At 43.2% G+C, this 13,641-nt stretch carries 11 protein-coding genes and 1 pseudogene; 4 read left to right on the top strand and 8 right to left on the bottom strand.

Annotated features, from left to right (window positions below):
• Window positions 1-373: 373 nt before the first annotated feature.
• On the top strand, window positions 374-1,246 hold the full coding sequence (locus tag DP116_RS07710; RefSeq protein WP_169154626.1) for an MBL fold metallo-hydrolase: 873 nt from the start codon (window positions 374-376) through the stop codon (window positions 1,244-1,246).
• A 494-nt stretch (window positions 1,247-1,740) separates the two neighbouring features.
• Here the strand turns inward: DP116_RS07710 and DP116_RS07705 are convergent, their stop codons facing one another.
• The 5 genes from DP116_RS07705 to DP116_RS07685 all read right to left on the bottom strand — a co-directional run bounded on the left by DP116_RS07705 (window position 1,741) and on the right by DP116_RS07685 (window position 9,337).
• Window positions 1,741-3,432: an NAD-binding protein gene (locus DP116_RS07705; RefSeq protein ID WP_169154625.1), complete on the bottom strand. Its 1,692-nt coding sequence runs from the start codon at window positions 3,430-3,432 to the stop codon at window positions 1,741-1,743.
• Window positions 3,433-3,557: 125 nt separating this feature from the next.
• Complete coding sequence (locus DP116_RS07700; RefSeq protein ID WP_169154624.1) at window positions 3,558-4,172, bottom strand: hypothetical protein; 615 nt, start codon at window positions 4,170-4,172, stop codon at window positions 3,558-3,560.
• A 119-nt stretch (window positions 4,173-4,291) separates the two neighbouring features.
• Window positions 4,292-5,473 carry a low temperature requirement protein A gene (locus DP116_RS07695; RefSeq protein ID WP_169154623.1) on the bottom strand — a complete coding sequence of 394 codons (1,182 nt, stop codon included), beginning with the start codon at window positions 5,471-5,473 and terminating at the stop codon, window positions 4,292-4,294.
• Window positions 5,474-5,731: 258 nt separating this feature from the next.
• Window positions 5,732-8,320, bottom strand: a complete 2,589-nt coding sequence (locus DP116_RS07690) for a sigma 54-interacting transcriptional regulator (protein WP_169154622.1) — start codon at window positions 8,318-8,320, stop codon at window positions 5,732-5,734.
• 132 nt (window positions 8,321-8,452) lie between these two features.
• Window positions 8,453-9,337: an Rpn family recombination-promoting nuclease/putative transposase gene (locus DP116_RS07685; RefSeq protein WP_169154621.1), complete on the bottom strand. Its 885-nt coding sequence runs from the start codon at window positions 9,335-9,337 to the stop codon at window positions 8,453-8,455.
• 355 nt (window positions 9,338-9,692) lie between these two features.
• Between DP116_RS07685 and DP116_RS30145 the strand changes: the two genes are divergently transcribed.
• Both DP116_RS30145 and DP116_RS30140 read left to right on the top strand, forming a co-directional pair.
• Window positions 9,693-10,052 (top strand): hypothetical protein, encoded by a 360-nt coding sequence (locus DP116_RS30145; RefSeq protein WP_339381649.1) that lies wholly within the window; start codon window positions 9,693-9,695, stop codon window positions 10,050-10,052.
• A gap of 75 nt (window positions 10,053-10,127) precedes the next feature.
• Window positions 10,128-10,322: a hypothetical protein gene (locus DP116_RS30140; protein ID WP_339381648.1), complete on the top strand. Its 195-nt coding sequence runs from the start codon at window positions 10,128-10,130 to the stop codon at window positions 10,320-10,322.
• 54 nt (window positions 10,323-10,376) lie between these two features.
• On the opposite strand, the gene DP116_RS07675 is transcribed toward DP116_RS30140, so the two are convergent.
• Entirely contained in the window at window positions 10,377-11,201 is an 825-nt protein-coding gene (locus DP116_RS07675; protein ID WP_169154620.1) for a DUF4351 domain-containing protein, read from the bottom strand.
• A 33-nt stretch (window positions 11,202-11,234) separates the two neighbouring features.
• Between DP116_RS07675 and DP116_RS07670 the strand changes: the two genes are divergently transcribed.
• Window positions 11,235-11,414: a hypothetical protein gene (locus DP116_RS07670; protein WP_169154619.1), complete on the top strand. Its 180-nt coding sequence runs from the start codon at window positions 11,235-11,237 to the stop codon at window positions 11,412-11,414.
• A gap of 174 nt (window positions 11,415-11,588) precedes the next feature.
• Here the strand turns inward: DP116_RS07670 and DP116_RS07665 are convergent.
• A pseudogene (locus DP116_RS07665) lies at window positions 11,589-12,268 on the bottom strand (formylglycine-generating enzyme family protein); the annotation flags it as partial.
• On the bottom strand, window positions 12,265-12,984 hold the full coding sequence (locus DP116_RS30135) for a BON domain-containing protein (RefSeq protein ID WP_169154639.1): 720 nt from the start codon (window positions 12,982-12,984) through the stop codon (window positions 12,265-12,267). The pseudogene DP116_RS07665 and the gene DP116_RS30135, both read right to left, overlap by 4 nt.
• Window positions 12,985-13,641 lie beyond the last annotated feature (657 nt).

Raw genomic sequence — 13,641 nt, 5'->3', positions numbered from 1 at the left:
TTCATTTATCGCTTGATTGGCTTAGAAAGCGAAGAATCACAACTGACTGATTCTTATAAATAGTCTTGAATAGGCTAAATAGTCTTAGTTCGGCGAATACCAGGGTTGATTCTGTAAATTCTTGCTTTTTATAACATTTTCATTTCAAACTACCAAACTTTATCTAATTTTTTAAGCCTGTCTAAGGTTTACTAATGCTTTAACTTTAATTTAATCGAACGATTACAAGTTTCGACATCAGAATAATCATTACTTACACTCAGAGAACCTCTGGGTGCTTTGCTTTTTTGACGAGTTCTTCCAAGCATTTGCTAACCTGGAGATACAGGGTTTGTTCCCTTCCCAGCAAGTCGTTGGGTGAAAGAGGTTTAATATGGCTCATTTAAATCTGCGTCGCCCCCAAAATGTCAGTGGCGATTTTTATGTTGATACTTCCTGTATAGATTGTGATACGTGCCGGTGGATGGCTCCAGAGGTGTTTACAGAAGTTGATGAACAGTCGGTGGTTTATCACCAACCAGTTAATGAGGCTCAAAGATTAGCAGCGCTTCAAGCTTTGTTAGCTTGTCCCACCAGTTCCATTGGTACAGTTGAAAAGCCCCAAGATGTCAAAGTTGCTCAAGTCAGTTTTCCTATTCCTGTAGAGGATAATGTCTACCACTGCGGCTATCATTCGGAAAACTCTTACGGCGCTGGTAGCTACTTCATTGAACGACCTGAGGGTAATATTCTGGTAGATTCTCCTCGGTTTACTCCTCCCTTGGTGAAACGTTTGGAACAGATGGGGGGAATTCGTTATATGTACCTGACTCACAGAGATGATGTGGCGGATCATCAAAAATTCGCAGAGCATTTTCAGTGTCAGCGCATCCTCCACGAGGATGATATTACTTCTGGGACTCGCGATGTGGAAATTCAACTGACAGGAACAGAACCATTTGAGTTAGCCCCTGATGTACTCATTATTCCAGTTCCCGGACACAGCAAAGGACACACTGTTTTACTTTACAAAAACAAGTTTTTATTTACTGGCGACCATTTGGCATGGTCTGATAGTCTCAAGCAACTCATTGCTTTTCCCCATCACTGTTGGTACTCTTGGTCAGAGCAAATTAAATCGATGCGTGATCTGGCTAACTACTCGTTTGAGTGGGTGCTTCCAGGTCATGGGCGTAGGTATCATGCTGATGTGGAAACTATGAGTCAGCAAATGCACAAGTGTGTTGCGTGGATGGAAAGTGTTTAATATTGTTTGCTGGTAAGGTTGAACGATGAAAGATAAAGACTTTATCTTATATTCCTCCTAAAGAATTATGAAGGCTGTAAGTCTCCGCGTTAAGATGAAGCAAAAATCATGGCAAAGCTCAAACCATCGTAAATGGATGCATTTGCTAATCAAGATTTTTTGCTCTAGTAATCTGTAGTTAACTTGGTAAATTATGGCTTCACAGTCTGACCGTCAAAAAAGAATTCTGGAGCACGTGGCTCGGAGTACAAGCAGCTTTAATAATTCTAAATCCAACTCGGTTGAGCGCAAGCAGCAGATTTTAGAACACGTTCGATTAACCAGAGGTAATTAATCGACAGACTGTCGATTCAATATTTTGTTTGGAATCGATGATGGGGATTTCAACTAAACATATATGTTTGGATAAAACAGATATTTTTTTGAACGGATTAGTTCAGATAATCGCTACTTCGTTTGCAGTTTCGGGCGTTTATGTTTCCAGTTCGCTGCAGCTAACTCGCCATAAGCTGCGGTGGCGCACTACGCCACAACTGATACAACCGTGTTGCTGGCATTGTTAAATACAACACATCTCCAGCGCTCAGACTCATTTCCAGTAAATCCCAGCCGTGAAGAGTTTGGTAATTCGTCTCTAAGTATAAAGGAACAAAGTCAGCAGACATGGCTACATCTTTCACCAGCTGACCACAAAAAGGGTGTACGGGTGTAATCAAAGTTGCAAAAGCAACCCAAAGACTATCTGCTGTAATGCCATTGCCGAGTATTTTTCCACCCAGTGCAGCAGCTGCAAAGGCTGGGGCTGCGAGTTCAGCAGGACTCAAGACTGCCTCGAAGTCAAACACCTCTTGTGCCATACGAGCAAAATCGGGGTCTGCGTAATGGACTATGACTGGCACTTGGGGTGTCATGCCTTTTGCCTTAAGGGCAACTTCTAGGTTAGTCGCATCGTTACCTGTGACAGCAAGCACTGCAGCAGCAGAATCTAAATTAGCGACTTTGAGTGTGGCTGAGAAACTAGCATCAGCATAAATGACAGGAATACCTGCTCCACGAGCAGTGTTGACATATTTGTTGTTAGAGTCGCGCTCAATCACGACGACCTCATGTCCGCTTGCAGAGAGTTGCTCAACAACTTTTATACCTATTCCACTCAAGCCACAGACAATGTAGTGATGGCGGTGAGGAACTCGTGCTGCATCCCAAAATTGCTTGAAGCGACTACCCAAAACAAAATCATTGAGCAGCGCGTACAATAGACCTATGACAGCAGCCCCAATCAGCATCATGAAAACGGTAAATAATTTAATGCTGCCAGGAGCATTTTGTACTACTTTGTCATTACCACCTGCTCCCGTAATCATGCCTACTGCAAAATAGAGGGCATCGATAATAGAAATATTTGTATTCGTAGAAGTGTAGGTGACAGTAGCAATCACAATAATAACAAAAAGTACAATAGTCATTGCCACAACTGATTCAGCGTGTTTCTTGAACTGGCGCAAATTGGTTAGGACTTTGAGAAGTTTTGCAATGACTGATTTGCGGGTGGAACCGATACACGGTTGAGTACCAATGATCAGGCGATCGCCCACCTTTAACTCTTGTCCAGACAACACTGCAGCAACCAAATCCATCTCGCCCTTGACTGGCATATAGTAAATCATCATCCGCGAGCGATCGTTCCACAAATCACTCAGCTTGCGACCTAGCCACGGATGATTTTTATCTATATATTCTTCGTGGATAGGCCAAGTTTGTTTGAAAAGTTTGATTTGTCCAATTGCTTGGTTTCCTAAAGCCGCAAAGGTGAACACGGGTGCTGCCAAACCTGCAACACTCATACTTAAGTGGTTAGGGACAGCTTTATCTAGGCGATCGCCCAAATTTGTATTAAAAAAGCGGTTGATAATCCGAATTTGCGGATTCAACACCCGCGCTTGCATCATAATTGACAGATTCAGTTCATCGTTAGATCCAGCAATCACCAAAGTGTGTGCCTGCTGAATTCCTGCTGCTGTTAGGGTACTAGCTGCTTGCAAGTCGCCGACAATCAGATCTCCTGATGATTCGCCTGGAATGGGTTGATGATGAACGCCAACGACGAACGCCCCCTGTTGTCGCAGCAAACGAAAGACCTTATATCCAGTGCGACTTAATCCACAGACAATGATTCGAGGTTTCATGTAATGGCAGCATGACTTACAGGATAAAGCTGCATTTTTAGAGATTTCTTCTCATTTTTGCTTATTTATCTCTGGTAGAACTGTAGCTGACAACACGATAATTGCAAATTTGAGGGTATTTTTTTTCAATCTGTTAATCTTTTGACCATTTGTGCATAAAGTAAAACTTGTTTTGGAGACCAAAAAAGCAATTTACCGAAATTTAATGCGGCTGTCGTAAAGCTTAAAGCTTCAAAATCCGGAATTTTATATTCAACTTGGTTTTCAAAATCTGCAAAGCTTTTATTACCTGCGTTTTTACCCTTACCGATATAAGCTTTCCAGCCTTCATTTATAGCTTCTGCAACGACTGATGAGCAGTTTCTTTTTATCAAGTGGTAAGAATTTTTTTGATTGGTAAATTCTCTCCAAAATGTTTTTATCGGCTCCTTAGGTAGGTTAAATAACTCAACTTTGCAGTCTGCTTCTCTTTGAGAGTCAGCTTGACCTAAAATCAAACAATCGTCTTCATAACTAGTACTTCTAATATCAGCCAAATGCTGGAATAAAAGTTGATTAATGTTTTGGTTTTTATGATTAAAAATACTTTGACTAGTCTGCATTGATGACCTATTTATAATTTCTTTGTTAGGCCAAAAGCTTATATAAGTATCTATGCCTACCTGCATTGAAGCGTGACCTAAGAACTCCTTGGGAAACCAAATGTAGACAGTGATAATATCTCTCATGGAAGCACTCATGCTTAATTGCTCGTCCAACGCCGCTTATTTTCGAGTATTACTACTTATTTTAAGCCGTGCCCCACCTATAGCGAAATAGGGGGCTTGCGCGGCGGCTAATTCTAATCAAGTATTTGAAACTAAATTTCTGGCTCAACCAAGCGTGTTGTAGGACGACTTTGAGTTACATCTTGCACAACTTGCACAGCACAAACCAAGGCTACCAGTCCAATGACCGCAACAGGTAACAAATCTTTACCAAAAAGTGCGATCGCCAAAATAATAGGTGCTGCTCCAATGCGAAACTTGGCACGGCTTTTACAGTAGCGGATGACCCCAATCCGGTGGAGAATACCTAAACCTAGGTAACATAATGCTATGGAGCCACAAAGTAGCCATCGTACTGCATCGGATAGCGCTAGCATTGGCTTGCTCAACAATACTAGTTCCACGGCGACTCCAGCAGCAACAATACCCATAACCAAGGGTAGATGGGTGTAAAGCCAGACATTGAAAATGGTTACCCGTCCTTCTGTCCGCGCCTTCTGAATAGGTGTGCCACCAAGGTTATCAAAATACACCCACCATAAGCTAAAAGCGATACATAGACCGAACACTGCGGCGATTACGGTTAAAACATCCCAGTTCTGCTCGGAAACTCCATCGACCACCGCGACAATTGCTTCGCCCAAGACAATCATGGTAAACAGTCCGAAACGTTCTGGCAAGTGAGAGGAGTGGGGAGGTAGTTCTAGCTGTAGCTTGCGTGCCGAAAGAGGTGTGGCAAAATCAATAATGAGTCCCAATGTCCAGAATACAAAACGCCAAGGAATTGGTACAAATCCTGATATAACCCAAAGGACAGCTGCAATTGTAAAACCTGTGGCGTAACGATTTGTCAATGGACGTGCTGTGGGAATATGCCATCCAGCGCGGACATATTCTACAACAAGTACAACTCGACCGAGAGCATAGGAAAGGGCAAAGCCAGTGCAACTTTCACTTAAGCCGTGATGGACATTGACAGCTAGTCCAGCAATAGCCAGCATTTGCACAGCAGTTAGTAACCGATGTGTTACGTCGTCGCTATCAAAGCGGTTAGCGTAAAATGTGGTACCAATCCATGACCACCAAACAGGAATAAAAAGAGCTACAAATCCCAAAACACCTGATAGCGAAACATGATCGTGAAGATAGTGGGCGAGTTGAGAGACAGCAACGACAAACACCAAATCATAGAAAAGTTCTAACCAAGTGGCGCGTCGTTCTTCTTCGCTGTCTTCACCAATTCGTAACCGTGGTGGTTCTATAAAACTTGCCATAAATAATTCAAAATTCGCTCATTCAAAATTCAAATTTGTGTAGCAATGGTGCTTAATACTTCCGTTCAAAAACTCACCTCCTGCCCCTCTCCTTAGCAAGGAGAGGGGTGCCCGTAAGGGCGGGGTGAGGTGACGACAACCTGCTGCAGGAGGGTCTCCCACCGGGCTGCATCTGGCGCGATTCGCAGCGAGACCGGAGGTCTTCCCCGGAGGGTAATACGTATGAATACAACGCGCGTATAAGTGCTCACTACAAACCTATAAACCAGATACAATAATCGCCCACATACTGGCTCCTAGTCCAATAGCAGCTAAGTGTTGCCAAAAGAGCGAACGCATCGGTTGACGAGCAATTTTTTGTGTTAACACTATCGTTAACAGAACTGAAACAATCAGGGTACTACCTTGCAAAAAGTCAATTACCGCTGGATGAGCCACCAGTGTAAATAATTGTTCACTCTTCAAACCAAAAGTCGCAAAAGTGACAGGCAAAATCCGCCCTCCTTCCCCTAAACCCAAACGCAGATAATGAGCTAAGTTTCCGCCTAGTACGAGTGGTAAGTAGCCATAAGCAAGCTCTACAAATCGTCGCGGCTTCGGATTTTGCTGAGTGGACTTTAAACCTTTGTTACTTAGATATAATATTTGCATAATTCCATATGCCAAAAAAGGGATAGCCACTGGGATAAGCAGAGCCAGCAAAGATAATCCCAAGTGAGGTAAAAACTGGGTTAAATCCAAATGTAAGCCCAGCCAAGACTGCAATTCGCTTAAGTGATGGAGGAATACTCCACCTAATAGTAAAAATAACAGTGCGACTTCATAGCTATGGGGTATGTGAGTTGTCCACAATTCAACCCCAGGAGGACGTAAATTGAACTCAACAGAACGATGGGGACAGGCTTTGAGACAAGTCATACACAGCACGCAGTCTCTGTTATCTTCCAATTGTGCTGGGTGAGAGTACAACGGACACCCGCCAGTTTCCATCCCCTCTCCTTTCTGAGGTCCACCTTTGTAGCATTGATACGTGGTACAAGTGGCAGAACAGATACCTTGTTGCGCTCGTAGTTCTGTCATGGAGAGTTTAGCAAATAACCCATTCATTCCACCGATGGGACAAAGATAGCGACACCAAAACCGCCGCTCAAAAATGGCAGAAAATATCATTGCACCGGCGGTAATTAAAAGCAGCAAACAACCAGAAAGATATGCTGTATTTTCTAAATTCCAGAGTTCTTCCCATAGGAAAATGAGAGTAAACAGCCCAAAGAGAAACCATCCGCCCCATTTTTCCGCTTGATGTCTGGGCCAGCGTTTAAGTTTTCCAGGAAAGAACTTTTGGGAGAGTTTTTGTGTTATTTCCCCGTAAATCATGAAGGGACAGACTGCACACCAAACGCGACCAAGAAAGGGAAATGCTAGTAGGAAGAAAGGCCACCACCAAGCCCAAAATAGATTTAGGGCGAAATTGCGATCGCGCGTTTGCGGACCAAAAAACAATACTCCTACAAGGATGGCAAATGCTGTTAAAGTAAAACCATAGTTAATGCGATCAGGCCACCAAGGACTACGAAGAAACTTTCGTAATTCAGGATAGGCATTCAACAGATTCACCCGAAATTGCTTCTTCTTAGTATCAACTGCCCAGAAAATTTCTTCTGTGAGTTCTTTTGCCTCCCCAGCTTGAACAATCGCCCGTTCCACTAAATTTTGCAACTCTTTCAAATTGCCAGGGAAATCATAGGACTGCAAACGGCGCAAAGCTTCTGGCGTGACTTTTGGTTTAGAAATACCTCTTGAGCGAGTGTAAAGACTGATGTAGTATTCAATCTGCGCTTTGATATCAGCTTTCCGTACCCGCAGTGGTGGGACTTTGATAATATGACCGACACAGCGTTCAATTTGCGGCTGAGTTTTTTCTGCAACTATCAAGATGCGAGCATTACTGACACGGGGTTCAGGAGTTGCTTCTCCCGAACGGCTTACAGGGGTGTATTTGCCCGTTTTTAGTAAACTTGCTAACACCGGTAACAACTCTGGCGGTGTTTCTTGAATGTTGTTCAGAACTAAAGTGCCTTCCCCAAGCCATTCCAGCAGTCCTGGTTTACCTCCGGTGCGACCAAACAAATCAGCACCGCTTGTCTGGAGAATACTACAGTTAACTTTAATAATCGGTTCTCGTCGCTGTTTGGAACCAAAGTGAATCAGAGCAGCTATAGTATCTTTTCCTAACCCTGGTTCCCCAAAAATTATCACCGACTTGCGATCATTAGCAGCTTCTCGAATTTCCTGTCTCAGGCGCACAGCATAGCGACTTGTTCCCACAATTCCACGTTCCGCCTTGGGGACTAAATATGGTCGCAACGCAGTGGAACGTTCTTGTTCGTAGGTGAGAGCAGAGGTAAGTTGAGCCAATTCCTGTGCCATTTGGCGAGAAACAGCTTGAGCAATTTCGGGGTATTGGGTGAGTAATTCCCGAAATTTATCCGCAGGCACAACCCATAAATGACATTCTGTGACTGTTGTGATTGTACGCTGAGCCGATTCATCTAACATGAGTTCTTGCAGATGAATGATCGAACCGGGGAGGAAACCAATAGCTAAGGCTGGGTTGGTTTTATTGTTGCTATCGCTTTCTAGCTGACCTTCAAGGAGAATGTAAAGCGCTTCTGGTGGAGTCCCTTCTGTTACTAGACGGTGGTTTGGTGGGATAACTTGTTCTTCGATAACTTGGGCGATAGCCCAAAGGGCTGACGCTTCGCGTATCGCATTCAAAGGTTCAGGCGACAGAATTCCTAAAGCCGTGCGTTCTTGTAGCCAGATCACGATTTCTTGCGATGTCATGGTGGTCTCTCCTAGTCAGCACTGCTGTATAGAAGAAATTATCGCGTTTATCGGTACCTGTGCGTGAAAGTGCATGGAACGCCTTAATATTGAGTTGCTATCAAAGGTGAAAATTATCCCCATCAACCTTTTTCAACGACTACTCTCATTGGAAGATTGCTGTTGCAGTGCTTGTTGCACTTCCTGTACGCTCAAGCCTAACGCCTGTGCTATCTGTTCTACAGTCAACCCTAATGCCAAGAAACGGGGTACTGTTTCTAGTTGAGCTTCCAAACGTCCCTCTTGCTTACCTTCCTCAAAAGCTTCTTGATAAAATCTTGTCTGCTTTAACTCACTCAATCCAAACATAGCCTCTATCTCCTCTCGACTCATTGTCGGAAACTTGTAAATTAAAATAGTCTCTATCAATTGTAGTAATTGCCGCTGTTGCTGTTGTGAGCTTATCTCCTGTTGAGTTCTATCTATCAACTCCCTTGCTTTGTTGATCGCTGTATCTTCATTCTCAATCACTAACTTGACTGTTGCAATGGAAATGGGTAACGATACAGCTTCACCTAATTCATCAAGGTAGATAGGGCTAACACGCTGACTGCTAAAGAATTCACGATAATGTTTTCTATCTGCTGTATCTATACTTCTGGTAGGATATATCACCGCAGCACGCCAATCATTTTGTGGTTGATTTTGCCGCAGGTACAAAAAGATTTCTGCAAACAGTCGCGCGTAAATTTCTGAATCTCCTTGAAATTGGACTTCCACAAAATAAATGGGGTTCACCCTGAGCGGACTTGTGCTGAGCGCAGCCGAAGCTTCGGCTTCGCTCAGCTTAAAAGCAGTCGAAGGGTTATCACTTTCTTTAGTAGGAAGAAAGACACCATCAATCCTAAAGGCTGTTTGCTTGACTTCAACTGATGAAAATTGATAAGCGTTAGCTTCTTGTGGTGGTTCACCGATGAGTTCAAAGAAGATGCTGGGAAATTCTTGAAATAGGCGATAGAAAATGCTGTCAGTTTTCACGAATTCAGTTTTTTAACATAGAGTATAGAATATCACTTTGATGCGGATTTTAATCTTTTTAAAGGCGATCGCGTAGCGGCTGCTTTGCAGCATCGCTCTTCCTCAATCGCACTACTCTTAGCAATAGTAATACGCATGTTGCATTCACGACTTAAACCTCACCCTGCCCTATCGGGCATCCCTCTCCTTAGTAAGGAGAGGGAAAGATTTTAGCGCCGATTCAAGCGAGGGTGAGGTGAAAGCGATCCGGTGTGTAGACGGTAGATTAAAGAGAGGGGCAGGTGGTGAGGTAATTTAGTGCAACTTGGTATAACAGTGATAGCTGCCATCAATATATATATGGAAAGCATATGCAATGACTAAGCGCACGCCACGTCCCCCTATCCTAAAACCTAATGAAACCTACACTTTCCGCAGTTACTTTCTGATGAAATTTGCGCCAGCGGATATTCTGCAGGAGTTGGGAGTAAGTTTGGTTAGGGAGACAATCAATTTACCAATGGCGTCCTTCAGTCAATTTACCAGACTCCCAGACTTGCGCCAGCGCTTAGAAGAAGGAATTGCTCGTGTTAGCTTAACCAGTGCGGCGCGACGTGAAGTCTTAATTGCTCCTATCGTTCTGGAAGTAGCGCACATCACAGAAGCTACAGTAAATATTGAGTACCCAATTGAGGTTGATCAGTTTCTCAGAGGAGAGTTGGACTACTATATATAATCAAAACACAGTGTGCTGGTTGTGGAAGCAAAGTAGGCAGACTTAACACGGGGATTTACTCAATTAGCGGCTGAGTTGATTGCTCTTGATAGTTGGGTGGAGTCGGAAGACTCGATTCTTTATGGTGCTGTGACAACAGGCGATATTTGGCAGTTTGGGAGTTTTCATCGTTCCTCACGGGTAGTGACTCAGCATTTAATGCTGTATCGAGTTCCTACGGATTTGGAAGTGTTGATGCAGATTTTGGTGGGGATTTTGATGGAGGGTTAGGAGAGGCGATCGCCTTTGGCGGGCACTCCGTGCCATCGCATCACTCACCTGAAATTAATTTTCTTCTTGTTCGTCTAACCAAGCTATTAAATCAGATACTTCTGAAAAGTCTAGTAATGCTTCTGCTAAATCATCTAGCTTTTCAACAGATAGCACTCGAATTCTATCAATTAATGATGAATCTATTTCACCAAAACGCCGATTAAGCTGGCGTATAATTGTACGTTCTTCACCTTGCTTATCTCCCTTCTGCAAAATATCCTGATAAATTACTGATTCTTGCATAATTTCCTCTCCTAAAAATTGCTGAATTAAATCTTTCTCAAACTTTAAACCTGCTAATATCTCTGTGTAAGCTGCAATATTCTGCCTTGTCTCCCTATCCGAAATTCTAGCAATACTTTGGGCAACCTGCGATAATAACCATTGGGGTGAATCTGTCTGTGTTAAAGGTGCTAACGGTAATAACGCAGGATTATTCAGAAATAACGCCGAATCTTGCTCCCACATTCGTATAATTCGGTAGCGATGATTTGTCATCTCATTTACATATTCTTCGGTAAAAGCGATTTCGTTACTTGTCTGTTGCAAGAAAATTACTACTTGCGTTATTGGAACATCATATTTTCGCACTAACCTGACAAAGTAATCCAACATTCGTAAGGGAATAGGAGTTTCAGATTTTGCTGTTGTCTGAAATTCCAGATGTAAAATACGATTCTCTGTTTGTAAAAATGTTATAGAATCTGCTCGAATTGGTTCGATACTCAATTCAGTTTTTAATAATTTAACTTTTCGTGGTTCGTCCGGTAGCAACCAATGTGCAAAATCAGTTGGATATTTTTCTGCTAATATTTTACAAACGTTATCAAAAGCCACTAATTATACCTAAAATTAAACTAATAAAATTATATGATCGGTTTGATACTCGGCTATGAGTTAATTAGGGTAGTCACTCAGTATTTAATGCTGTATTCGAGTTCCTACGGATTTGGAAGTATTGATGCAGATTTTAGTGGGGATTTTGATGGAGGGTTAGGGGGAGCGATGCTCCACCAGGGAGCCGCGCAAGGCGCGATAAGCGGAGCTTAAAGCCTTCAGCTTATCGCACTGCAAACAGAGGTGTAATTGTTATTGAATCTAGAGAATTTTGACATCAGTGAATACACGTTGGCTGGCTACTGTCCAATGCTTACGAATGACATAGGAAAGTAGGTAGTGCCTACCGACAAACTTAGATTTTCAGTCTGATGAATTTTCTGTTGACTAATCGTTGAGCCTTTTGTTAAGTTGAAAATAATAAAAAATATTTGATTGCGCAGAGCGTGACAAAAAAAAGGCAAGGGTAAAAAGGGTTAAAGTGTCAAGGGCTAAATAGTCCACGCCCCAGCCCAAACAACACGAAAACCGTTGCCAAAGTACCTGACGCCCGCAACGTTGTAGGCGCGACACGCCGAACTACAGGAGACTGCATTGTAGTCCCAACAACCACCACGCTGCATGTAACGTTGATTATCATTATCTACCCAGGCACTACCATCACTAGGTGCTCCTTTATAACTCTCATGCCAAGTATCTTGACACCACTCGAAAACGTTTCCGTGCATATCGTATAATCCAAAGGCGTTGGGTAGAAAACTTCCTACTTCTGTTGTTTGTTGACGATATTCGCCCTTTGGTTCAGAAGCATAAGTGAAACTCCCATTGTAGTTGGCTAAGGAAGTCGTAATCGTCTGGCCAAAGTAAAATGGTGTTGTCGTTCCTGCACGTGCTGCATATTCCCACTCCGCCTCACTCGGTAGGCGATATTTGCGCCCAGTCTTTTGGCTGAGTTTCTTACAAAACTCCACCGCATCATTCCAGGACACTTTCTCTACAGGGCGTTTTGCGCCTTTGAAGTTGGACGGATTACTACCCATTACTTGCTGGTACTGTTCCTGAGTCACTCTTGAGCAACTGTGGCTCTATTAACAATTTTTGTAACGCCTGTGATTTGTTTTGGCAAAGTGTCAATTTTAGCTAACTGGTCTTTTTTAGCTACAGTTCCAGATACTGTTACTGTGCCATCTTCTGAAGCTGCAATTGTTAAATGACCGCTAGGGATATTAGCTTCTAACTTAGAGCGAACTTTGCTTTCAATGTCACGTGCAGCTCTTTTTGTAGCACTGCCATCATTGAATGCATCGTTCCGCCCCTCACGAGCACGAATGTCAGCATTAAGTTGTTTTCTGCGGATTTCACTCAGAGCATCTTTCTGAGCAGCTTGTGTAGCTTGTGCAGATGGTGGTTGTGTCGCTTGTTCTGTCGCAGAACTAGGTGCATCTGCAGTAGTTTTGGAAGTAGACTCTAGACTACTAATAAAAATCTTACCCGCTACCACTGCTGTCACTAAGCCTGCTACTCCTAAGCCTACCCATTTTAAAAACTGTTGTCGGGTTATTACTGGTTCTTGCTGTCGGCGTCTGTCCGCCTCCTGCAGCTTCAGCCGTTCTGCTTCTTGCTGTCGCCCTAATCTCTCTGCTTCTTCTTGCTGGCGTTTTGCTCTTATTTGTTTAGGAATAGGCAAACTTATTTCAGCAACTCTAATTTCGTTTCCTTTCCCAAGCGCTTTGCCAAGTTCATTTTTTGCAGCTTCCAAATTACCACCAGCAAAGTTTCCCATCCCACGAGCATAAATCAACAGCGGCTGGAATTCTTCCAATCCGCCCAGTGGTTCTGCTAAAGTTTCTACCAATGATGCCAATCGGATGAGATCCCCTCTATCCTTTTGATAGGCTCCAGAAAGTGCTAACGCCAGTTCTCGAACTGCTTCACTAGGTTGCGTACGCGTATATGCTAAAGCTATCCACCGTTGAGCCTGGGCAAAGTCGCGGATATCGAGATCATTACTCAAAAGCTGCTGCTGTACATACTCAAGTAAAAAGTCTGACAGTTCATAAATCCGCTGTTGACCGAACTTTTTATCTTCCTTCAATTGACTCAGCAGTAGATTTCGCACTGCGACATTCATCTCGTAAAGTTCATGCCCCACTTCATCGCATAAACTAGAAAGCAGTAAATCTGCTACAGCTATCCAGGGAATGCCTAGCACTTCACCATGAATATCCCGGTGGAAGTTAGCCCATATACGGTATAACAAATCTGGTGTGAGTGATAAGGGAAAAGCAGCATGATACGCTAAATACAGGTGTGCTTCTCCAAAGCGTTTTTCAAAAGACTCAATGCGTCGTTTAGCAACTTCAGGTTTTATCTTGCTCATGTTTTGCGCCCCTCAAACTGAGTCATATTAAGTTCGCTTAATTACTTATGAATCCCGAAG

This window comes from Brasilonema bromeliae SPC951 (assembly GCF_012912135.1).
Lineage (GTDB): Bacteria > Cyanobacteriota > Cyanobacteriia > Cyanobacteriales > Nostocaceae > Brasilonema > Brasilonema bromeliae.
This window is presented reverse-complemented; position numbering and strand designations above follow the sequence as displayed.

Coding starts and splice junctions, on each gene's coding strand:
- DP116_RS07690 (WP_169154622.1), bottom strand. CDS start 8,320: ATGACATCGCAAGAAATCGTGATCTGGCTACAAGAACGCACGGCTTTA.
- DP116_RS07700 (WP_169154624.1), bottom strand. CDS start 4,172: ATGAGTGCTTCCATGAGAGATATTATCACTGTCTACATTTGGTTTCCC.
- DP116_RS30145 (WP_339381649.1), top strand. CDS start 9,693: ATGACTAAGCGCACGCCACGTCCCCCTATCCTAAAACCTAATGAAACC.
- DP116_RS07695 (WP_169154623.1), bottom strand. CDS start 5,473: ATGGCAAGTTTTATAGAACCACCACGGTTACGAATTGGTGAAGACAGC.
- DP116_RS30135 (WP_169154639.1), bottom strand. CDS start 12,984: ATGGGAAACTTTGCTGGTGGTAATTTGGAAGCTGCAAAAAATGAACTT.
- DP116_RS07705 (WP_169154625.1), bottom strand. CDS start 3,432: ATGAAACCTCGAATCATTGTCTGTGGATTAAGTCGCACTGGATATAAG.
- DP116_RS07710 (WP_169154626.1), top strand. CDS start 374: ATGGCTCATTTAAATCTGCGTCGCCCCCAAAATGTCAGTGGCGATTTT.
- DP116_RS07670 (WP_169154619.1), top strand. CDS start 11,235: ATGATCGGTTTGATACTCGGCTATGAGTTAATTAGGGTAGTCACTCAG.